The 19,577-nt window shown below is 66.0% G+C and carries 22 protein-coding genes; 15 read left to right on the forward strand and 7 right to left on the reverse strand.

The genetic code is table 11. The annotated features are described in order from the left end of the window. Window positions 1-40 precede the first annotated feature (40 nt). Window positions 41-1,537 carry a caspase family protein gene (locus tag IVB19_RS28850; protein ID WP_247820438.1) on the forward strand — a complete coding sequence of 499 codons (1,497 nt, stop codon included), beginning with the start codon at window positions 41-43 and terminating at the stop codon, window positions 1,535-1,537. Here the strand turns inward: IVB19_RS28850 and IVB19_RS28855 are convergent. After that, the gene (locus IVB19_RS28855; protein WP_247820439.1) at window positions 1,531-2,877 is read right to left on the reverse strand and encodes a sensor histidine kinase; all 1,347 of its coding nucleotides are present in this window, start codon (window positions 2,875-2,877) and stop codon (window positions 1,531-1,533) included. The two genes, IVB19_RS28850 and IVB19_RS28855, sit on opposite strands and share 7 nt — an antisense overlap. 18 nt (window positions 2,878-2,895) lie before the next feature. Then, entirely contained in the window at window positions 2,896-3,606 is a 711-nt protein-coding gene (locus IVB19_RS28860) for a response regulator (protein ID WP_247820440.1), read from the reverse strand. 171 nt (window positions 3,607-3,777) lie between these two features. Between IVB19_RS28860 and IVB19_RS28865 the strand changes: the two genes are divergently transcribed. The 4 genes from IVB19_RS28865 to IVB19_RS28880 all read left to right on the forward strand — a co-directional run bounded on the left by IVB19_RS28865 (window position 3,778) and on the right by IVB19_RS28880 (window position 6,570). Further along, entirely contained in the window at window positions 3,778-4,107 is a 330-nt protein-coding gene (locus IVB19_RS28865; RefSeq protein WP_085385102.1) for a hypothetical protein, read from the forward strand. Window positions 4,108-4,198: 91 nt separating this feature from the next. Further along, window positions 4,199-4,480 (forward strand): GCG_CRPN prefix-to-repeats domain-containing protein, encoded by a 282-nt coding sequence (locus IVB19_RS28870; protein WP_143273231.1) that lies wholly within the window; start codon window positions 4,199-4,201, stop codon window positions 4,478-4,480. Further along, window positions 4,474-4,740, forward strand: coding sequence for a cysteine rich repeat-containing protein (locus IVB19_RS28875; protein ID WP_247820441.1), 267 nt, complete (start codon window positions 4,474-4,476; stop codon window positions 4,738-4,740). The genes IVB19_RS28870 and IVB19_RS28875 overlap by 7 nt, the downstream gene beginning before the upstream one ends. A 162-nt stretch (window positions 4,741-4,902) precedes the next feature. Beyond that, window positions 4,903-6,570 (forward strand): SulP family inorganic anion transporter, encoded by a 1,668-nt coding sequence (locus IVB19_RS28880; RefSeq protein ID WP_247820442.1) that lies wholly within the window; start codon window positions 4,903-4,905, stop codon window positions 6,568-6,570. Window positions 6,571-6,576: 6 nt separating this feature from the next. Here the strand turns inward: IVB19_RS28880 and IVB19_RS28885 are convergent, their stop codons facing one another. Further along, entirely contained in the window at window positions 6,577-6,939 is a 363-nt protein-coding gene (locus IVB19_RS28885) for a hypothetical protein (RefSeq protein WP_026232706.1), read from the reverse strand. Window positions 6,940-6,989: 50 nt separating this feature from the next. Next, window positions 6,990-8,414: an FAD-binding oxidoreductase gene (locus tag IVB19_RS28890; protein ID WP_018454288.1), complete on the reverse strand. Its 1,425-nt coding sequence runs from the start codon at window positions 8,412-8,414 to the stop codon at window positions 6,990-6,992. Window positions 8,415-8,501: 87 nt separating this feature from the next. On the opposite strand from IVB19_RS28890, the gene IVB19_RS28895 reads away from it, so the two are divergent. Next, window positions 8,502-9,008, forward strand: coding sequence for a thioesterase family protein (locus IVB19_RS28895; protein ID WP_018454287.1), 507 nt, complete (start codon window positions 8,502-8,504; stop codon window positions 9,006-9,008). A gap of 5 nt (window positions 9,009-9,013) precedes the next feature. Here the strand turns inward: IVB19_RS28895 and IVB19_RS28900 are convergent, their stop codons facing one another. Further along, window positions 9,014-9,187: a DUF1328 domain-containing protein gene (locus IVB19_RS28900; RefSeq protein WP_007600914.1), complete on the reverse strand. Its 174-nt coding sequence runs from the start codon at window positions 9,185-9,187 to the stop codon at window positions 9,014-9,016. A gap of 241 nt (window positions 9,188-9,428) precedes the next feature. On the opposite strand from IVB19_RS28900, the gene IVB19_RS28905 reads away from it, so the two are divergent. The 9 genes from IVB19_RS28905 to IVB19_RS28945 all read left to right on the forward strand — a co-directional run bounded on the left by IVB19_RS28905 (window position 9,429) and on the right by IVB19_RS28945 (window position 17,753). Next, window positions 9,429-12,068 (forward strand): ATP-dependent helicase, encoded by a 2,640-nt coding sequence (locus IVB19_RS28905; RefSeq protein ID WP_247820443.1) that lies wholly within the window; start codon window positions 9,429-9,431, stop codon window positions 12,066-12,068. 7 nt (window positions 12,069-12,075) lie between these two features. Continuing rightward, window positions 12,076-12,366, forward strand: a complete 291-nt coding sequence (locus IVB19_RS28910; protein ID WP_018454285.1) for a type II toxin-antitoxin system HicB family antitoxin — start codon at window positions 12,076-12,078, stop codon at window positions 12,364-12,366. A gap of 88 nt (window positions 12,367-12,454) precedes the next feature. Beyond that, complete coding sequence (locus tag IVB19_RS28915; RefSeq protein WP_018454284.1) at window positions 12,455-12,871, forward strand: hypothetical protein; 417 nt, start codon at window positions 12,455-12,457, stop codon at window positions 12,869-12,871. Then, window positions 12,871-13,542: an OmpA family protein gene (locus IVB19_RS28920; protein WP_018454283.1), complete on the forward strand. Its 672-nt coding sequence runs from the start codon at window positions 12,871-12,873 to the stop codon at window positions 13,540-13,542. Before IVB19_RS28915 ends, IVB19_RS28920 begins: the two co-directional genes overlap by 1 nt. Before the next feature lie 154 nt (window positions 13,543-13,696). After that, window positions 13,697-14,233 (forward strand): Mpo1 family 2-hydroxy fatty acid dioxygenase, encoded by a 537-nt coding sequence (locus IVB19_RS28925; RefSeq protein WP_018454282.1) that lies wholly within the window; start codon window positions 13,697-13,699, stop codon window positions 14,231-14,233. Between the two features lie 29 nt (window positions 14,234-14,262). After that, entirely contained in the window at window positions 14,263-15,294 is a 1,032-nt protein-coding gene (locus tag IVB19_RS28930; protein ID WP_018454281.1) for an NAD-dependent epimerase/dehydratase family protein, read from the forward strand. Window positions 15,295-15,324: 30 nt separating this feature from the next. Next, the gene (locus IVB19_RS28935) at window positions 15,325-15,951 is read left to right on the forward strand and encodes a methyltransferase family protein (RefSeq protein ID WP_007600907.1); all 627 of its coding nucleotides are present in this window, start codon (window positions 15,325-15,327) and stop codon (window positions 15,949-15,951) included. A gap of 145 nt (window positions 15,952-16,096) precedes the next feature. Continuing rightward, window positions 16,097-16,306, forward strand: coding sequence for a hypothetical protein (locus IVB19_RS28940; RefSeq protein ID WP_018454280.1), 210 nt, complete (start codon window positions 16,097-16,099; stop codon window positions 16,304-16,306). A gap of 142 nt (window positions 16,307-16,448) precedes the next feature. Then, window positions 16,449-17,753 carry a PQQ-dependent sugar dehydrogenase gene (locus tag IVB19_RS28945; protein ID WP_018454279.1) on the forward strand — a complete coding sequence of 435 codons (1,305 nt, stop codon included), beginning with the start codon at window positions 16,449-16,451 and terminating at the stop codon, window positions 17,751-17,753. A 3-nt stretch (window positions 17,754-17,756) separates the two neighbouring features. On the opposite strand, the gene IVB19_RS28950 is transcribed toward IVB19_RS28945, so the two are convergent. Beyond that, complete coding sequence (locus IVB19_RS28950) at window positions 17,757-18,581, reverse strand: aspartate dehydrogenase (RefSeq protein ID WP_018454278.1); 825 nt, start codon at window positions 18,579-18,581, stop codon at window positions 17,757-17,759. A gap of 37 nt (window positions 18,582-18,618) precedes the next feature. Further along, the gene (locus tag IVB19_RS28955; protein WP_018454277.1) at window positions 18,619-19,536 is read right to left on the reverse strand and encodes a LysR family transcriptional regulator; all 918 of its coding nucleotides are present in this window, start codon (window positions 19,534-19,536) and stop codon (window positions 18,619-18,621) included. Between the last annotated feature and the right edge of the window lie 41 nt (window positions 19,537-19,577).

The following is a 19,577-nucleotide window of genomic DNA, read 5'->3' on the forward strand; positions in this document are numbered from 1 at the left end:
AGGTGACATCATCGCGCGCATTGCCGATGGAGGTGACACCATGCGCCGTCCAGTCTTTCGCAATTTGTTTCTTGCATCCGCTCTTCTCGCGCTCACGCAATTGACGATGCCGACGGGGGCCGCGGCCGAAGCGCGGCTCGCACTGGTGATCGGCCAATCGGCCTATCGCACCGTGCCGGAACTACCCAACGCAGCCAACGACGCCAAGGGCATGACGGAGCTGCTCGGCAATGCCGGCTTCACCGTCACCACGGCATCCAATCTGGCGCAAAACGATATGCGTCAGGCGATCTCGGATTTCGCCGGCAAGGTCAGCGCCAGCGGCGCCGACACCGTCGCGCTGGTGTTCTATGCCGGCCACGGCCTCCAGATCGACGGCGAGAACTATCTCGTTCCCGTCGATCTCGACCCCAAGCGCGAAGCCGACATTCCGCTGCAGGGTGTGCGACTGAACGATTTGCTCAACACGCTCGGCGCACTGCCGACGCGGGCGCGCATCTTCATGCTCGATGCCTGCCGCAACAATCCCTTCCCTGCGCTCAGCGGCGCCGGACACGGGCTTGCGATCGTCGACACCAAGGCCGGCGCGCCGGGCTCCTTCATTTCCTATTCGACCTCGCCGGGCTCCGAAGCCGAGGATGGCTCCGGCATCGACAGCCCCTATACCACCGCGGCGCTGACCGTCGCCAAGCAGCCCAATCTGCCGATCGAGGAAGTGTTCAAGCGCATTCGCGTCGCCGTGGCGCAATCGACCGACGGACGCCAGATCCCCTGGGAAAGCTCGTCGCTGACGACTGACTTCAAGTTCTTCGGCGGCGACAGCAGCGGCAGTCAGACTGCGCTTCCTGGCGCATCCTCCATGGCACTTGCGAGCGGCACGCGCAGCCTCGAGGACTGGCGCAAGGATTTGCAGGGCAAGCCGGCCATGGTCGCCTATGAGATGGTGATCACCGACGACACCGTGCCGGCGTATCAGGCCTATATCGAGTTGTACGCTCAGGATACCCGTACGCCGCGGCTGCGCACGATTGTGGAGCGCCGGCGCCAGATGCTGGCGTGGGAGCGTGCCACCGCGATCAACACCCGCGCCTCGTTCGAGGCGTATCTGGCGAACTGGGACAACAGCGATCTGGCCGCGACCGCACGCCGGCTGCTGCTCCGCGTGCAGAACCGCAACTACGTCTTGCCTGCCGCGGTCGCGGCCGCTCCTGCCCCGGTCGCCGTCGCGATGGCCCCGACCTGCCCGTGCTCGACGCCCACACCACCGGCTTCGCCGATCAACCCGACGATCGCGCCTGTGATCAAGAAGCGCGTCGACGACACACCGCCGAAGCGCAAGGTGGTCGACACGCCGCCCAGGCCGCGCCGGCCGCCGCCTGATGAGGTGATCTACGAGCGCGCGCCGCCACCGGATCGCGGCCCGCCGCCAGAAGCCTTAGGTGTCGGAATAGGCATCGGAATTGGCATGGGCATGGGCGGTCGAGGCGGCAACTACGGCGGCCCGGGACACGGCGATGGCTACCGCAGCCGTTACTGAGACCGCTCGCGCGGCAGCCGGACGCGGACACGGGTGCCGCCACCGGGACGATCCTCAATGGCGACCGTGCCGCCGTTGCTTTCGACAACTTGCCTCACGATTGTGAGTCCCAATCCTGCGCCGCCGCTCTCGCGGCTGCGCGAGGTCTCCAGCCGGTAGAATGGATCGAATACGCGGGTGCGTTCGTCAACCGGGATTCCCGGCCCGCGGTCCTCGACCAGGAGTTCGATCACATCGGTCTTGGCGTACAACGAGATGTCCGCGGCGCCACCATAGAGGATCGCGTTGTTGACGAGATTGGCAACGACCCGAGCCATGCCCGCAGCCGAGCCGCGGATGAGGAGAGCCGGATCTTCGCAGGTGAGCGTCAGCGCTGCGCAGGCGCCCTTGCGCGCTTCGTACTCGGTCCGCGCGACGCGGGCAAGATCGACGGTTTCCGCCGACGGGCCTGCGAACGAGGCGCGGACAAAGGCGAGCGCATCATCCATCAGCGATTGCATGTCGTCGAGATCGACGGTTGCCTTGTCCCGCTGCACGCTTTCGGGCAGCAGCTCGAGACGTAGCCGCAGCCGCGTGACATAAGTGCGCAGATCATGGCTGATCGCGCCGAGCACGAGGGTGCGGCTGCGCAGCAGTTCGGCGATGTTCGCCTGCATGGCGTTGACGGCGCGGATCAGCGCCCGGACGTCGGGAGCACCCCGCTCGCTGACCGGCATGGTCTCCATGGCAGCGCCGAAGCGCTCGATGGCGACGGTCAACTCGGACAGCGGCCTGGTCTCGTGGCGGACCGCGAGCAAGGCCGCCAAAGCGACGACGAAGCCGAGAATTCCGGCCAGCAGGCCGACAGGAATGCCGAGCAGGCGAAGGCTGAGCTCACCTGCGGTCTCGATCACCAGATAGCCGCCGCCAGCAAGTTCAATGACAGCTTGCAGGCGCGAGGTGACGAGATCACGCAAGCGGGCCACCTGTTGGCCGTCCCTGACGTTGACGAAGGACAGTGCGACCAGCCGCTCCGCTGGCACACCGCTCTGCGCGCGCAGCCGTTGCTCCGCGCTGCTCAGGAAACGGCCATGCAACGGGTTGGGCGGCACGTCCTGACGCACGACCGGCTTGAATCGCGCCGTCGTGGCCGCGCGCAGCACCAGGTCGCGATCGTCGCGCGGTACCCTGTCGATAGCCTCCGCCAAGGCGGCGACCTGCGCGAACAAAGCGGCAAATCCGGACGGCTCGCCGCGGCCGCGCTGCTCCACGAAATAGATGGCGACCGACAGCAACTGCACGAGAATGATGGCGCCGACGACGATAAGGCCGAGGCGGGCGGCGATGTGAAGCCTGCTCATCCCGCACAGGCTCCGTGCTCAGAGCGGGCGAACGTCAGCACTGAAGAGATAGCCGCCATTGCGCACGGTCCTGATCGAGAACGCAGCCTTGGGATCCGCGGCGACGAGCTTGCGGCGCAGCCGGCTGACCGACACGTCAATGACGCGGTCGAACGGATCCGCGGTCCGGCCGCGCGTCCAGTCGAGCAACTGGTCGCGGGACAGCACCCGCTTGGGCCGTTCGAGGAAACATGCCAGCAGATCAAACTCCGCTGCCGTCAACTCGACGATATGGTCCTGGTCGTTGGTCAGGCTGCGCCCGTCGAGATCGGCCACCAGCCTGCCGAAAGCAATTCGCCGCGGCGGCGGCATCTCCAGCGGGCCGTCCACACGCCGCAAGACGGCCTTGATGCGCGCCAGCAATTCCCGAGGATTGAAAGGCTTCGGCAGATAATCGTCGGCGCCGAGCTCCAGGCCGATGATGCGGTCGACATCGTCGGCCTTGGCCGTCAGCATCAGGATCGGCGTGCGGCTCTTGCTGCGCAGGCGCTGGCAGATCGACAGTCCGTCCTCGCCCGGCAGCATGATGTCAAGCACGACGAGATCCGGGCATGCCTGCATCAGCGCCCGGTCCATCGCCGCGCCTTTCTCGACGCAAACCGGCGCATAGCCCTCCCGCGTCAGCAGGTCCGCCAAGAGCGCGCGGATCTCGCGGTCGTCCTCCACGATCATGATCGTCCGAGTGTCCATCGCGGCCTCTATCGAGCAGCCCGCTGGCAGGAATGTGGCGACCCCGTCGCTCGTTACAAAACGTTACACTTCCGGCCTCGCCGGCAACATCACGGCAAAAGATCGAGGCGAGATTGGCCCCATGCGGCGACCGGTCTCGTTCCGGCGCGTCCTCACAAACAGGAGTATCCGATGAAACCCATTCTCGCTTCGCTATCACTCGCAACGGTGCTGGCCCTCACGGGAGCCTCCGGTGCAAACGCCTGGGTTCGCAGCGGCAGCGTCACGACTTGGCGAGGTACCTACTACGGCAGCGCCAGCGGCGGATGCGCCGGCGGAACCTGCTCGCGTTCGGCTTCGGTGACGGGACCTTATGGCGGCACGATCGCACGCAGCGGCAGCATCACGCGCGTCGCTCCGCATGCATTCGACTACACGCGCACCGCGACGGGTCCGAACGGCCATAGCGTGACGCGCAGCGGCACGGTCGGGACTCATCCTTATTACGAATACCGGTACTGACCGTCGCGCCGGACGACCGCGAAATTCCGGCCGGGGTCAGAACACTGGCCGCGGACTGCCTTCCTCCAACTTGCAAGCATGGATATCTCGAATGCGACGATTGACGATCTTGGCGTCGGCCGCGGCAGCCGCACTGGCCGCAGGTTCGACCGCGCTAGCCTTCACCCCCAGCCCTCACCCCGGTATGTCCGACGGCCTCACCGAAGTCAGCGGCGGCTGCGGACCCGGCTGGCACCTGACGGCCAACGGCCTGTGCCGGCGGACCATCGTGCCCTACGCCCATCCACCCTATGCCTATGCGGCGCCTCCCTATCCTGGGGCCTGTTGGTGGACCAGCACGCCATTCGGCGTGCGGAGGGTCTGCGCATGGTGAGACCTGTACAGCTACGGGAGCTGCGACGCGCGATCGCGGTCATCATCGCCGCGTTGGTCGCGATATCGTCCGCGGGCGCCGCGTCCGCCCAGCAACCGCGACAGGAGATACGCCAAGCGTGCACCGCGGACATGCGCGCGCTGTGCTCCGGCATCATGCCGGGAGGCGGCCGCGTCAAGCAGTGCATGATCGAGCATTTCAACCAGCTGTCGGATGGCTGCAAGAGCGCGCTGAAGCAGGCGCAGGCGTCGAAGCCATAGGGCGTGCCTCGCGGGAGTGCGCGTGGGGCTCGCAGACGCGATAAGTGCCGCGAGCCCTGCGGTGTCGCACGATATACAGGCGAGGCCGGCAACCCCATGTTTGCCGACGACCGGCAGCTGTGGTCTGGTCGGCCAACGGAACGCTTCGGGGATTCGCTGCTGATGGCGCAGGACGCTCACACCGCAACATCATGGCCGCTGTTTCGCTCACTCGCGTCCTATTCGCTGCCGGGCGATTTGATGGCCGGCCTGACGCTCGCGGCAATCGCGATCCCAGAGCAGATGGCCACGGCGCGGCTCGGCGGCTTCGCGCCGCAGATCGGCTTCTTCGCCTTCATGGCGGGATCGCTCGGCTTTGCGATGCTCGGCGGAAACCGCTTCCTGTCCTGCGGCGCCGATTCCACGATCACGCCGATCTTCGCCGGCGGGCTGGCGGCGCTGGCCGCCGCCGGCTCGCCTGAGTATCAGGGCCTCGCGATCGCGCTGGCACTGATGGTCGGCGCAATGATGCTGGCCGGCGGCGCCTTCCGCCTCGGCGGCATCGCCAATCTCTTGTCCGTGCCCGTCATGGTCGGTTTCCTCGCCGGCATCTCCGTCCACATCATCGTGTCGCAATTACCGGGCGTGCTGGGCCTGGACTCGCCGAACGGGCCGACGCTCGATCGCATCGGTGTGCTCGCAAGCGAGCTCGGCCGCACCAATCCCTTCACGCTGTGCATCGGCTTCGGTGTGCTGGCCGTGGTCTTCGTCGCCGAGAAGGTCAGCGCAAAAATTCCGGGCGCGCTGATCGGGCTCGTCGCCGCGACCCTGGCCACGATCGCGCTCGGCCTCGAGAGCAAGGGCGTCAATGTCGTAGGCCTCGTGCCGGGGACGCTGCCGCGGCCGACCTTCCCCGAGCTTGCAGCGGAGCAATGGGTCCGCCTCGTGCCGCTCGCCTTTGTCATCACGGTCGTGGTGATGGTGCAGACCGCGGCGACGACGCGCTCATTCCCGTCCGATCCCGACAAGCCGGCCGATGTCGATCGCGATTTTCTCGGCGCCGGCGCCGGCAGCGTGCTGTCGGGCCTGTTCGGCGCGTTTCCGGTCAACGCCAGCCCGCCGCGGACGGGCATTGTCGCCGAGACCGGCGGACAATCGCAGCTCGCGGGTCTCGCCGCCGCTGCGATCGTGCTGGCGCTGCTCGCGTTTGGAACGGGATTGCTGCAGCACGTTCCAGACGCAGCCCTCGGCGGCATCCTGCTGTTCGTCGCGCTGCGCATCATCCGCGTGAAGCAGATCGTCACGATCTATCGCCAATCCCCCAGCGAATTCCTGCTGATTGCCGCCACCGCCGCGCTGATCATCGTGCTGCCGATCCAGCAAGGCGCGTTCCTCGGCATCGTGCTGTCGCTGCTGCACGGCATCTGGAGCACGACGCGCGCGCGGCTGGTCGAGTTCGAGCGCGTGCCGGGCACCACGATCTGGTGGCCGGCACATCCGCACATCGCCGGCGAGCGCATCGCCGGCGTCGCCGTGCTCGGGCTGCAGGCGCCGCTGTCCTTCCTCAACGCGCCCGGCTTTCGCAGCGACGTGATCAAGGTGCTCGGCACGACGCCGCCACAGCTGCTGGTGCTGGAGGCGAGCGGCATGGTCGAGATCGACTTCACCGCCGCGCAGATCCTGCTGGACGTGTTCAGGGCGTGCAGCGAACAGGGCGTCACCGTCGCGCTGGCCCGGCTGGAATCGGTGCGCGCGCAGGACGCGTTCGAGCGGTTTAGATTGTTCGACGCCCTGCCGAGAGAGCGTGTCTTCCACAGCGTCGACGAGGCCGTGCGGAAGTTGGCGCGATAACTGGGCTCACTGCGCCAATGGCGGGTGATCGCGCTGGATCGTTTCGCGGATCCAGCTGGCATGGATCGCGCGAAACAGGATTTGCGCCGTCTTAAGGTCGTTCGCCTTCATGCAGAGATCGACGATGCGACGGACTGCGTCGTCGCGCATCAGTCCATCCGAGATCTTCATCGCGATTTCCATCGCGACTTTCGCCGCGCGCTCGTAGCGCTCGCTGTCGCGCTTGTCGCTGCGCGCGCTACCTGCCGCGCTCGCCGCAGCGGCGTCACAGATCGCACGGATGCGCTCGGCGGCCTCGATATCGCCGAGCGGCCGTTCGATCGCTTCGTCCCAGACGTCCTGACGCGTCTTGCGCGCGAACCACTGCATTGCCTGCTCCGTGGTGAGGGAGCGAGCATAAACGGCGGCCACGCCGCGCGCTACGCCTCCGGTACGATCTTCCCGGGATTGAAGATGTTCTGCGGATCGAGCGCCTTTTTCAGCGCCCGCATCGCGTCGATCGCCTCGGGCCCGAGCTCCGCCTTGAGGTATTTCTGCTTGCCCTGACCGATGCCGTGCTCGCCAGTGCAGGTGCCGTCCATCGCCTGCGCGCGCTCGACCAGCCGATGCATGAACTCCTCGCCGCGCGCCATCTCGTCGGCATCGTTGGTGTCGCAGACCAGCGAGCAGTGGAAATTGCCGTCGCCGACATGGCCGACGATCGGCGACAACAGGTTGAGGCGCTTGAGATCTTCCTCGGTCGCGCCGACGCATTCGGCAAGCCGCGAGATCGGCACGCAGACGTCGGTCGCGACCACCCCGATGCTGTCGCCGGGCCGCAGCGCTTTCACCGACCAATAGGCGTCGTGCCGCGCCTGCCACAGTTTTGTGCGGTCCTCCGGCTTGGTGGTCCAGGAGAAATCGCCGCCGCCGCAATCCCTGGCGATCTCGCCGAAGGCCTTGGACTGTTCGGCGACCTCTATCTCGCTGCCGTGGAATTCCATCAGCAGCAGCGGCGTTTCGGGCAGGGTCAACTTCGAATAGGCGTTGCAGGCCCGCACCTGCGCGGCGTTGAGCAGCTCGATGCGCGCCACGGGAATACCGGTCTGGATTGCCAGGATCACGGCCTGACACGCCCCGTGCACGGTCTCGAACGACACCGCTCCGGCCGCGATCGTATCGGGGATGCCGCGCAGGCGGATGGTCAGCTCCGAGATGATGCCGAGCGTGCCCTCGGCGCCGACGAACAGATGCGTCAGGTCGTAGCCGGCGGATGATTTCTTCGCACGCGTGCCGGTCGTGATGATCTCGCCGTCGCCGCGGACCACTTTCAGCGCCAGCACACTGTCGCGCATGGTGCCGTAGCGCACCGCATTGGTGCCGGAAGCGCGGGTCGAGGCCATGCCACCGAGGGAAGCGTCCGCGCCGGGGTCGATCGGGAAGAACAGGCCCTGGTCGCGCAGATGCTCGTTGAGCGCCTTGCGGGTGACCCCGGGCTGGATCACGCAATCGAGGTCCTCGGCATGCACCGCGAGCACCTTGTTCATGTCGCGCAGGTCGATGCAGATTCCGCCGGCGGGTGCGTTGACCTGGCCCTCGAGCGAGGTGCCGGTGCCGAAGGCGATGACGGGCACGCCGTTTTTCGCGCAGATCCGCACCACGTCCTGGATGTCGGCAGTCTCCTGCGCCATCACCACGCCGTCCGGCGGCTGGTTCACGATCCATGTGGTGGTATGGCCGTGCTGCTCGCGGACGGCTTGCGAGGTGATGAGGCGGTTGCCGAACCGCGCGGCAAGTTGCTCCAGCGCGCTCGCGAGGGCTTTCGGCGCCGGCCGCGGCGGATTATTGGTGATGGTCGTACCCACGGACGTTCCTCCCGACGAGACGAACCGTGGCAAAGGACATCTCACCGGTCAAGTCAAGCGACCGGACGCATAGCTGGGGAAGGACACATGCCGGAGACTGCTGCCACAACGATCGAGGGCGTGCCGTTCCGCTCGTCAATCATGCAGATCGAGCCGCAATGGATCGACTACAACGGCCACCTCAACATGGCCTATTACAACGTGATGTTCGACCGCGCGATCGACCAGATGTGGCTGACGCTCGGGATCGGACCGGGCTACATGAAGGAGCGCGGCGGCTCGACCTTCACCGCCGAATGCCACGTGCGGTATTTGCGCGAAATCCACCTCGACGATCCCGTGCAGGTCTCGGTCTGGCTGCTGGAAGCCGACGACAAGCGGCTGCACACCTTCCAGGAGCTGCGGCACGCGACCGAAGGATGGCTGTCCGCCACATCGGAAAACATGTCGCTTCACATCGACATGGGCTCACGAAAGGTGGCGGCTTTTCCCCCAGACATCCGTGAGCGCATCGCAGCGGTGGTCAAGGCCCACAGCGCCGTCCCGCGGCCCGAGGGCATCGGCCGGAACGTGGCGATGCCCTCGAAGCGGTAAGCGCGCTAAACCCTGTTACGACCCCGTGCCAGTCCGACAACGGCCGAGACCAGGAACAACACGACTGCGATGAAGAAGATGATCTTGGCGATTTCGATCGACGCGCCGGCGAGGCCGCCAAAGCCCAGGATACCGGCGATCAGGGCGATAACCAGAAACGTAACTACCCAGCTAAGCATGATCCGAACCTCTGTTTCGATGTCTGTCTGCGATCGGCGCGGCTGACGCGCCTCACTTGCAGAACCAATCGCCAACTCGGAACAATGGTTCCGGGCCGCTGAAGCCGGAAATTCGCCTGACCGACAGGAACAAATTGGCTTTCGGCGCACGTGGAAAACCCCTGTCCGCGGCCCCATATAGGGACCAATCCCTGTTAAGAAGGCTCCCCTTTCACCACCCCGCGGTGCCAACGTGGGGCAAATGATTCGCATGACCGAGCCGAGCAAGATCACGTCCCAGAGCGTCCCCGACCACCAGCCCGCAGCCGGCGGCATCGCCGCGCGTGCGCGCGCCTCGGTAGGCCCGCAATACCTGTCCGGGCTCAATCCGGAGCAGCGCGAGGCTGTGGAGACGCTGGACGGGCCGGTTCTGGTGCTGGCCGGCGCCGGCACCGGCAAGACCCGCGTGCTGACCACGCGCATCGCCCACATCCTGAGCCAGGGCCGCGCCCGCCCATCCGAAATCCTGTCGGTGACCTTCACCAACAAGGCCGCGCGCGAAATGAAACATCGGCTCGGTCAGATGCTCGGCTATGCCGTCGAAGGCATGCCGTGGCTCGGCACCTTCCACTCCATCGGCGGGCGCATCCTGCGCACCCACGCCGAGCTGGCGCAGCTCAAGTCGAACTTCACCGTGCTCGACGTCGACGATCAGGTCCGACTGCTCAAGCAGCTTCTGCAAGCCGACAATATCGACGACAAGCGCTGGCCGGCGCGCATGCTGGCCGGGCTGATCGACGGCTGGAAGAACCGCGGCCTGACGCCGTCGCAGGTGCCGTCGGGCGAAGCCGCCGTGTTCGCCAACGGCAAGGGCGGCAAGCTCTATGCGAGCTACCAGGAGCGGCTGAAGATCCTGAACGCCGCCGATTTCGGCGATCTGCTGCTCGAGGACATCCGCATCTTCCGCGAGCACCCGGATATCCTGCGGCAGTACCAGCAGCGCTTCAAATTCATCCTGGTCGATGAGTATCAAGACACCAACGTCGCTCAATATCTGTGGCTGCGGCTGCTGTCCCAAGCGCCGACTTCTTTTGCCTCTCCCCGCGTGCGGGGAGAGGTCGGATCGCCCGGCAGCGCAATTGCGCGCCCGAGCGATCCGGGTGAGGGGGACTCTCAGCAAGCTGAGCTCGTGGAGGCAGCCCCTCATCCTGACCTTCTCAGCGCGAGCGAAGCTCGTCGCGACCCCGCAAGCGGGGAGAAGGAGCAGACGCGCCACGTCAAAAACATCTGCTGCGTCGGCGACGACGACCAGTCGATCTATGGCTGGCGCGGCGCGGAGGTCGACAACATCCTGCGCTTCGACCATGATTTCCCCGGCGCCAAGGTCATCCGCCTCGAGCGCAACTACCGCTCGACGGGCCACATCCTCGCCGCCGCCTCGCACCTGATCGCCCACAACGAGGGCCGGCTCGGCAAGACGCTGCGCACCGAGGACCAGGACGGCGAGAAGGTCACGGTAACAGGCTCTTGGGATTCGGAAGAGGAAGCCCGCGGCATCGGCGAGGAGATCGAGCAGATCCAGCGCCAGGGCGACAAGCTCAACGAGATCGCGATTCTGGTGCGCGCCTCCTACCAGATGCGCGAGTTCGAGGACCGCTTCGTCACGCTTGGCCTGCCCTATCGCGTCATCGGCGGCCCGCGCTTCTACGAGCGCGCCGAGATCCGCGATGCGCTGGCTTATCTCCGCGTCATCAATTCACCGGCCGACGATCTCGCCTTCGAGCGCATCGTCAACACGCCCAAGCGCGGCCTGGGCGATGCCACCGTGCAGATGCTGCACGATCACGCCCGCAAGCGCCGCATCCCGCTGTTCGAGGCGGCGCGCGCGGTGGTCGAGACCGATGAGCTGAAGCCGAAGGCGCGCGGCTCCTTGCGCGACGTCGTCGCCCAGTTCGACCGCTGGCGCGCCCAGCGCGAGGTCACCTCGCACACCGAGCTCGCCGAGATCGTGCTCGACGAGAGCGGCTACACCGAGATGTGGCAGAAGGACCGTTCGGCGGACGCCGCGGGTCGGCTCGAAAACCTCAAGGAGCTGGTGCGCTCGATGGAGGAGTTCGAGAACCTGCAAGGGTTTTTGGAGCACATCTCACTGGTGATGGACCGCGACAGCGGCGCCGACGAGGACGCGGTGTCGCTGATGACGCTGCATTCGGCCAAGGGGCTGGAATTCGACAACGTGTTCCTGCCCGGCTGGGAGGAAGGCCTGTTTCCGAGCCAGCGCACGTTGGACGAACAGGGCCGCGCCGGCCTCGAGGAAGAGCGCCGGCTCGGTCATGTCGGCCTGACCCGGGCCCGCCGCCGCGCCAAAATCTATTTTGCCACCAACCGCCGGATCCACGGCACCTGGTCGACCACGATCCCCTCGCGCTTTCTCGACGAACTGCCCGCGGCCAATGTCGAGATCACGGAATCCAAGGGCGGCTCGGCCTGGGGCGGCACCGGCGGCTACGGCGCCTCCCGCTTCGACGACATGGAAGCGTTCGGCTCCACCTATTCGACCCCGGGCTGGCAGCGCGCCCAGGCCAATCGCAATCGCGGCGGCGGTGGCGGCGGCAATGGCGGCCGCGGCAGTTTCGAGGAACAGGCCTCGTCGTTTTCGTCCCAGTCGTCCTCGCCCGATTTCGGCAGCTTCTCCTCGCGCCGCCGCGGGCCGCTGACGATCGAGGGCGAGCTGGTGGCCAAATCCACCGGCACGACCTCGGAATTCTCCCTCTCCGACCGCGTCTTCCACCAGAAATTCGGCTATGGCCGCGTCACCAAGATCGACGGCAACAAGCTCACCATCGCCTTCGACAAGGCGGGGGAGAAGAAGGTCGTGGACAGTTTTGTGCAGCGGGCGTGAGGCCTGCATGCCGCACTACATCGCCATCATCGAGGACGCCGGCCCGGACGAAGCCGTCGGCGTGTGGTTTCCGGACCTGCCCGGCTGCATTTCCGGCGGCGACGACGTCGATGAGGCCCTGGAGAATGCGCCCGAGGCACTCGCGTTCTATGCACAGGAACTGACCGCGGACGGCCGCCAGCTTCCCCCGCCGCGGACATTGGACGAGCTCAAGGCCGACCCTGATGTCGCCGACGAGCTCGGGAAGCACACGGTCGCCCTGATCGAATGGCCACCCCTCACTGAGGCCACGGAGTGAGGACTGTTCGCCGCACTGGTCGGACTCTCGACAGTTCAGGTCCGAACAGCCCTTGACCACCGTGAACTTCCCCGTATCAGATGCGGCCATGGTCCGGGGCTCCATCACACTGATCTTGCTGGCATTGGGTATGCCGTCGCTTGCGGCGGCGGAGACCATGAGCTTTGGCGATGCGATCGGGCTGCTGGCGAAAAGTTGCGGCGCGGAAATCGTCGCCAATTGCCGCGGCGTCAACCCGGATTCGACCCGCCTGAAGGAGTGCCTCTCGCGCAACCGCGACGTGCTCTCGCAGCAGTGCCAGAGCGATTATCTCGGTGCCTTCGACGCCATCCAGAAGCGCGTCGCAGCCCGTGTCACCGTGGCGAACGTCTGCCAGCGCGAGATCGTCAAGGTCTGCGGCGGCTCGACCAAGGAGACCAGCAAGGCGGTCCCCTGCCTGGTCTCGACGCCCAAGGGCATCAGCAACAATTGCCTGAAGGCCGTTGACGACGCGGGGTATCGGTGATGCCAGCGACGAGGCTTTCCACCGCCGGAATATGCATCGCGCTCGGCCTCGCTTTGCTCGCGGGCACAGCGGAAGCGCAGACGGCGCCGCCAACCCGCGACGACATCGTCGGCAAGCTCAACCATTTCGAACAAGCCGCCGAGATCGATCTCCCCGCGCTGAAGCTGCAGGTGATGGAGCGGGCCAAGGCCAGGATCAAGAACGATCCCGGTCCGGTGAACCGGCCGCTGATCGCGCCTGATCTGGTCAATCTGCCGACCTTCACTGCGCAGATCCAGTTCGACGCCGACACGCCGATCATCCAGCCGGCGTCCTACCAGACCGTCGGCCGCCTCGCCGATGCGCTGGTCCATGCCTCGCTGCTGCCCTACACGTTCCTGATCGTCGGCCATGTCGAATCCAACGCGAAGACGCGCGAGGCCAACGCGATCCTGAGCCAGCGCCGGGCGGACGCGATACGCGACGTGCTGGTGAACACGTTCAAGATCTCGACCAAGCGGCTGCATCCGATCGGCCTCGGCGAGGAGCAGTTTCTCGACCGGGCCAGGCCGACCTCAGCCGCCAACGCCCAGTTGCAAATCCTGACCTACGCCAAGGTACCGGAGGAAGCGCCTGCGCATCCGGCTGCGACACCTGCGCCTGCGGCGAAAAAGCCCGCCAAGAAGCGCTGAGCGGACGCGCCACGGCGTCTGACGCAACCCTTTGAAGTCACGTTTCTTTTGTGACCTGTCTCACAGCGCAACAGCGCGGTTTCGCGCGACAATTACGCCGGTTTGTGCACCGCCCTATCAGGTGCTATAGGCTTTTTTCGCCCTGCCCGACCCCATGCTGCACGAGACCGAGATGGCCAGTTATTTTCAACGTCAGCTGGCCGACTACGTCGAATATCATCGCGATCCCTGGAACTGCGCGATGCACGTGGTCGGCATCCTCCTGCTCTTCACCGGCGCCGTGCTGCCGCTGACGCTGGTCCATTTCCCGGTGTTCGGGATCGAGGTCAGCCTGGCCATGGTTCTTGCCCTGCCGGTGCTGGCCTACTGGCTGATGCTGGACGCCGGGATCGGGCTCGGCATCCTCGCCTCGATGATCGTGCTGCTTTCGGTCGCAACCGCGATTGGCAATCAGGTCTCGATCGTCATGATGTGGTCGATTTTTGTGGTGCTGATCGGGCTCGGCGTCGCGTCGCAAATCGTCGGTCACAAGGTTTTCGAGGAGCGGCAGCCGTCGATGGTCGACCACCCCACGCATTTTCTGCTTGGACCGATGTTTGTCATGGCAAAATTATTCATTGCATTGGGCTTCCGTCGCGACCTTGCCGCGATTCTGGCGCCTGCTCCGACCAATTCCCTTTCAACCCGATAGTTCTAGACGCGAAACAGCAAACCTACTGCATGGCTCTCGTACTGGTTACCGGTGGCAGCGGCTTCATCGGACATCATCTTGTAGAAGCGCTCCGCGCCCGTGGGCAGCGGGTGCGTGTTCTCGACGTCCGTGCGCCTGCCGCGCCGTATGCCGACGTTGAATATGCCCAAGGCTCGGTGCTCGACGGTGCCGCGGTCGATGCCGCGATTGCTGGGGTCGATCAGGTCTATCACCTCGCGGGCCTGCCCGGCATGTGGGTCGCCGACAAGCAGGCCTTTCACGACGTCAATTGCCGCGGCACCGAGATCGTGCTCGCGGCCGCGATGAAGCGCGGGGTCTCGCGCTTTCTGCACTGCTCGACGGAATCGATCCTATTCCCCTATTCCGACCTCAACGGTGTTCCCGCCGAAGAGGCGCTGCAGCCGGCCGATGCGATGCCGGGCGCCTACACGCGGTCGAAATCGCTGGCCGAGCATTGCGCCGCGAAGGCCGCAGCTGAAGGTTTTCCGCTGGTGATCGGCACCCCGACCATGCCGATCGGTGCTGCCGACCACAATCTGACGCCGCCGACTGCGATGCTGTGGTACTTCCTGCAGAAGAAAGTGCAGCCGCATCTCGACTTCCCGGTCAATCTCGTCGACGTTCGCGACGTTGCCATGGGCCTCGTGCTGACCATGGAACGCGGGCGTAACGGCCAGCGCTACATCCTCGGCGGCGACTGCGTCAGGCTCGGCCAGATTCTGCGGATGATGTCCGCGATGAGCGGCCGCCGGCAATTCCCGGTCGTCGTTCCCGGCAAGATGGCCGAGCTGTCCGGCATCATGCTCGAATATCTCTCTGACCGCATCACGCGCAGGCCGCCCAACGGCACCGCCGAGGGCGTGCGCATTGCGCTCGCCGCGAGCGACCTCTCGATCAGCAAGGCGCGCACCGAACTCGGCTACGCGCCGCGCCCGATCGAGCCGGTCCTGCGCGAAACCATCACCCATCTTCTCGCCCGCGGCGGCGCGCTTGCCTCCGGCGCCATCGAGCATCACGCGCTCTCCTCGCGCGCCAGCTGAGCTGCCGCCCAACCCAAAGAACCTTTCCGCATGTCCTTCGATTTCAGCAAGCTTCTCTCTGTCGCCTGGGGTGGTTGGACCACGACTTGGCCGACGCAACTGCTCGCCCTGATCTGGCTCGCCTGGCTCGCAAGCTGGGTCGGCGCCTCGTTCTGGCAGGGCCGCACCCAGAAGCAGGTAATGACGCTGGAGTCCGGCCGCTATCGCATCCCGATCCTGGTCGGCGGCATCCTGTTCACGCCATGGACCGCGGAAGTGCTCGGCGAGAAGCCGCTCTGGGTGTTCAGCAATACAGCTGTCTACGTGGTGGCGCTGATCGTGCTGGCCGGCATCTCCTTCACCTGGTGGGGACGGCTGCATCTCGGACAATTCTGGTCCAACACCATCACCCACAAGCAAGACCACCGCGTCATCGACACCGGCCCGTACGGCATCGTACGCCATCCGATCTACACCGGCCTGATCCTCGGCATGCTGGTGACCGGCATCGCGGTCGGCACGGTGACCGCGATGCTCGGCGCGATCCTGATCTCGCTCGGCATGTGGCAGAAGGGCCGGATGGAAGAAGTGTTCCTGTCCAAGGAGCTCGGCGAAGACGCCTACGGCGCCTATTGCCGCCGCGTGCCGATGATCATCCCGTTCCTGTCGCCGCGCTGAGAGCGGCGGACGCGCCCCACATTCGCTGTCGTCCCGGCCCCCCGTGCGCAATTGCGCACTAGGCCGGGACGACAGCGAGAGGAACTGCCTTCCCTCCAGGCCGTTAGCCTCTCGATACCTGCCACTGACCGCAGAGCATCGAGCCATGTCCGACGCCTACGATTATTTTCGCGAGCACGCGATCGCCGCCGTCCGCAAGGCGCGGGCGCTGCCGCCGGGGCGGCCGAAGCAGAAGCAGCGCACCGTGGCGCGTGTCTATCATCTCCTGTCCAGGGAGGCCGCGCTCGCGCCGAACATCCATCATCTGGATGATTTTCGCGCGGCGCGCCGGGCAGAGCGGCAGATCGGCCACTGATCTCCGGGCCCCGCTTCCCGGCATTCGTCCCATGCAAATTCGAACGGCTGCCATTCCACGGGAATAGAGCCCCGCGGCCCATCGCACAGGTTGACGTCTGCCCCGCCAGCCCGTTGGATGCGCCCGCAAACAGGGGCTTCTCATGACGTTTTCCAGCATCTTTGCGCAGTTCGTTGCGCTTCTCGGCGGCATCGCGCTGCAATGGCGGAAGCTGTCAGGCACCGTGCCTGCGCCGGCCTGGGGCCAGTCGCCCGCGATTCCCGAAGCAAAACCGCAAGGCGCCATTCCGACACTGAAGATGCCGACGGCGCGGGGCTGGAGCGAAGGACAGAAGCCGACGGTCGCACCCGGGCTCAAGGTCAATGCGTTCGCGACCGGCCTCGACCATCCGCGCTGGATCGAGGTGCTGCCCAATGGCGACGTGCTGATCGCGGAGGCGACGCAGATCGCGGGGGCGCCGCGGTCCGTGTTTCACTACGCAATGCAAGCGACGATGCGGCGCGCCGCCGCGCTCGGCGTCAGCGCCAACCGCATCACGCTGCTGCGCGACAAGGATGGCGACGGCGTCGCGGAGTATCGCGGCGCGTTCATGGAAAACCTCAGCCAGCCGTTCGGCATGGCGCTGGTCGGCGACACCTTCTATGTCGGCAACACCGACGGCGTGATGGCCTTCCCGTACGTGGCGAATGCCGATCGCATCACCGCGCCGGGCAAGCGCCTCACCACTTTCAAGCCGAGCGGCCACTGGACCCGCAGCCTGCTCGCAAGCCCCGACGGCAAGAAACTCTATGCCGGCGTCGGCTCGCTCAGCAACATCGGCGAGATGGGCATGGAGGTCGAGGAAGGCCGCGCCGCGGTCTACGAGCTCGACCTCGTCGCCGGTACGCACCGCATCTTCGCCGCCGGCCTGCGGAACCCGGTTGGTCTCGCCTGGGAGCCGACGACCGGTGTGCTCTGGACCGTCGTCAACGAGCGCGACGGCCTCGGCGACGAAACGCCGCCGGACTACCTGACCTCGGTACGCGACGGCGGGTTCTACGGCTGGCCCTATTGCTACTGGGGCAAGACGGTGGATGACCGCGTGCCGCAGGATCCGGCGATGGTCGCCAAGGCACTCACGCCTGACTACGCGCTCGGCGGCCACACCGCCTCGCTCGGCCTGTGCTGGATGCCCGCGGGCACGCTGCCGGGCTTCCCCGACGGCATGGCGATCGGCCAGCACGGCTCGTGGAATCGCAGCACGCTGTCCGGCTACAAGCTTGTGTTCATCCCGTTCGAGAACGGAAAGCCTTCGGGTCCAGCACGCGACATCCTGTCCGGCTTCCTCGCGCCGGACGAGAAAGAATCCTACGGCCGTCCGGTCGGCGTCGTGATCGGTCCCGACAAGAAATCGCTGCTGATGGCCGACGACGTCGGCAACGTGATCTGGCGCGTGACGGGCGCTTGAAAGTTACGTCCCCACACACAACGTGGCGCGCTGCTTGCGGAGCAGCGCGATCACCGACAGCGCCGTGATCAATCCGGTCTTAGGATTCTCGGAGGGGATGTTCTCGATTGACATCGAGAAGCGCGCCGAATCCGCCTCGACCTCGATGCGGTGAACATTGCGCGTCACAGTCGGGTCGGCCCAGATTTGCACCTGGGTGCGATCCGGCCCGACGCCCGCGAGCGACAGCGCGACCGCGACGTTGAGATTGGCCGGAAAGCCTTTCGCTGCCTCTCGCGCGGTCCCCTCGAACAGCTTGAGCGGCTCGCGCAGATTGTCGATATCGATGTTGTTCTGGACGATGAACGGCGCGCCCTTCAAGCCGTCGATCGGCTTGCGCGTCACCATCTTCACCGAGTGAATTGTGCCGATCGCGGCGGCGTTGACGGCGTCGAGCCCGATCAGCGCGCCGGTCGGCACGAGGATGCGGCCGCCATTGGCCCGGGCGAGATCGACGAGATCAAAATTGTCGAGCAGCCCACCGACGCTGACAACGACCGCGGCCCTGCCGCGTTTCACCGCGGGCTCGACGATCGCGCGGAGTTGGCTGCTCGGCGCGCACTCCACCACGATATCGGCGGCGTCGCCGAGCTGGTCGAGCGGCAGTAGGGATGGCGGACGACGCAGGCTGCCGAGCAATTTCTGATGCTTTGCAGGATCGCGCACCGCCACGGCGGAGAGCGTCAATCCCTCGATGCCCTGATCGAGCGCGGTCGCGATCTTGGTGCCGATCGAGCCGAGCCCCGCGACGGCAACCCGCAATTCGTTCGAAGCTGTCCGTTCAGCCATCGCATCACCCCTCTCGCCAAGTCGATGTCATAGCGCCTCAGGCGTCGCGCGCATAGCTGCGCAGGCGCGTCTCGAGCACGGAGAGCATTGCGTCGCGGGCGGGGTCGCGCGAGCCGCGCAGCCATGCGGCAGCGAGCGGCAGCCGGCCGACGGGCCCGATCTGCTTTGGCCGCAGCGGCACGAAGCGCACGCCTGAAACCGCCATCCGCATGGTCCAGCGCGGCACGATCGCGACCCCGAGCCTGGTTGCGACGAGATTGATGATGGTCTGCTTCTCGTCGGCGACCTGCACGACGCGCGGCGTGAGGCCTGCCTGCTCGAATAGTCTTATCGTGAGGTCGTGGCTGTGCGGCCGCGAGCGACGATCCGGCACCAGCATCGCCTCCTCGGCGATCTCCGCCGGCGTGATCGACTTGCGTTTGGCCAGCGCGTGGCGCTGCGGGAAGGCCACGATGGCTGTTTCCTGCAGCAGATCGCGGAATTCGAGCCGCTTGTCCCGCTGAGCCGGTGGACGCACGAAGGCAAGATCGAGCGCGCCGGTCAGGATCTTCGGCAGCAGCCGGACGGTCTTCTCTTCCAGGAGCTGCACTGCGATATCGGGATGCTTTGCGCGAAAATCGCGCAGCAGCGCCGGTAACAGCCCCGCCGCGGCACTGTCGATGGCGCCGACCCGGAGTTTTCGAGCAGCCCCCGCGCGCGCGCGATTGCGCAGGTTGGTCTCGACCGCCTCGACGCGGGCGAGGATGGCACGGGCATCACGCAGCAGCGTCACGCCATCTTCCGTCAGCGACACCGCACGCGTCGTCCGCGCGAACAGCCGCGTGCCCAGATCCTGCTCCAGCAGCCTGATCTGGCGGCCGAGCGCGGAGGGCAGCATCTGGAGATGCTGCGCCGCGCGGCCGAAATGCAACTGCTCGGCCGCCGCCACGAAGCATCGCAACTGATGCAATTCCATCCACCGGTCCTCTGATCCTGTGACGGGATTATATCATTTTT

This window comes from Bradyrhizobium sp. 187 (assembly GCF_023101005.1).
Lineage (GTDB): Bacteria > Pseudomonadota > Alphaproteobacteria > Rhizobiales > Xanthobacteraceae > Bradyrhizobium > Bradyrhizobium canariense_D.

What these genes read in the sequence shown, in the direction of transcription:
- IVB19_RS28850 (WP_247820438.1), top strand. Translation starts at nt 41, where the DNA reads ATGCGCCGTCCAGTCTTTCGCAATTTGTTTCTTGCATCCGCTCTTCTC.
- IVB19_RS28855 (WP_247820439.1), bottom strand. Translation starts at nt 2,877, where the DNA reads ATGAGCAGGCTTCACATCGCCGCCCGCCTCGGCCTTATCGTCGTCGGC.
- IVB19_RS28860 (WP_247820440.1), bottom strand. Translation starts at nt 3,606, where the DNA reads ATGGACACTCGGACGATCATGATCGTGGAGGACGACCGCGAGATCCGC.
- IVB19_RS28865 (WP_085385102.1), top strand. Translation starts at nt 3,778, where the DNA reads ATGAAACCCATTCTCGCTTCGCTATCACTCGCAACGGTGCTGGCCCTC.
- IVB19_RS28870 (WP_143273231.1), top strand. Translation starts at nt 4,199, where the DNA reads ATGCGACGATTGACGATCTTGGCGTCGGCCGCGGCAGCCGCACTGGCC.
- IVB19_RS28875 (WP_247820441.1), top strand. Translation starts at nt 4,474, where the DNA reads ATGGTGAGACCTGTACAGCTACGGGAGCTGCGACGCGCGATCGCGGTC.
- IVB19_RS28880 (WP_247820442.1), top strand. Translation starts at nt 4,903, where the DNA reads ATGGCGCAGGACGCTCACACCGCAACATCATGGCCGCTGTTTCGCTCA.
- IVB19_RS28885 (WP_026232706.1), bottom strand. Translation starts at nt 6,939, where the DNA reads ATGCAGTGGTTCGCGCGCAAGACGCGTCAGGACGTCTGGGACGAAGCG.
- IVB19_RS28895 (WP_018454287.1), top strand. Translation starts at nt 8,502, where the DNA reads ATGCCGGAGACTGCTGCCACAACGATCGAGGGCGTGCCGTTCCGCTCG.
- IVB19_RS28900 (WP_007600914.1), bottom strand. Translation starts at nt 9,187, where the DNA reads ATGCTTAGCTGGGTAGTTACGTTTCTGGTTATCGCCCTGATCGCCGGT.
- IVB19_RS28905 (WP_247820443.1), top strand. Translation starts at nt 9,429, where the DNA reads ATGATTCGCATGACCGAGCCGAGCAAGATCACGTCCCAGAGCGTCCCC.
- IVB19_RS28910 (WP_018454285.1), top strand. Translation starts at nt 12,076, where the DNA reads ATGCCGCACTACATCGCCATCATCGAGGACGCCGGCCCGGACGAAGCC.
- IVB19_RS28915 (WP_018454284.1), top strand. Translation starts at nt 12,455, where the DNA reads ATGGTCCGGGGCTCCATCACACTGATCTTGCTGGCATTGGGTATGCCG.
- IVB19_RS28920 (WP_018454283.1), top strand. Translation starts at nt 12,871, where the DNA reads ATGCCAGCGACGAGGCTTTCCACCGCCGGAATATGCATCGCGCTCGGC.
- IVB19_RS28925 (WP_018454282.1), top strand. Translation starts at nt 13,697, where the DNA reads ATGCTGCACGAGACCGAGATGGCCAGTTATTTTCAACGTCAGCTGGCC.
- IVB19_RS28930 (WP_018454281.1), top strand. Translation starts at nt 14,263, where the DNA reads ATGGCTCTCGTACTGGTTACCGGTGGCAGCGGCTTCATCGGACATCAT.
- IVB19_RS28935 (WP_007600907.1), top strand. Translation starts at nt 15,325, where the DNA reads ATGTCCTTCGATTTCAGCAAGCTTCTCTCTGTCGCCTGGGGTGGTTGG.
- IVB19_RS28940 (WP_018454280.1), top strand. Translation starts at nt 16,097, where the DNA reads ATGTCCGACGCCTACGATTATTTTCGCGAGCACGCGATCGCCGCCGTC.
- IVB19_RS28945 (WP_018454279.1), top strand. Translation starts at nt 16,449, where the DNA reads ATGACGTTTTCCAGCATCTTTGCGCAGTTCGTTGCGCTTCTCGGCGGC.
- IVB19_RS28950 (WP_018454278.1), bottom strand. Translation starts at nt 18,581, where the DNA reads ATGGCTGAACGGACAGCTTCGAACGAATTGCGGGTTGCCGTCGCGGGG.
- IVB19_RS28955 (WP_018454277.1), bottom strand. Translation starts at nt 19,536, where the DNA reads ATGGAATTGCATCAGTTGCGATGCTTCGTGGCGGCGGCCGAGCAGTTG.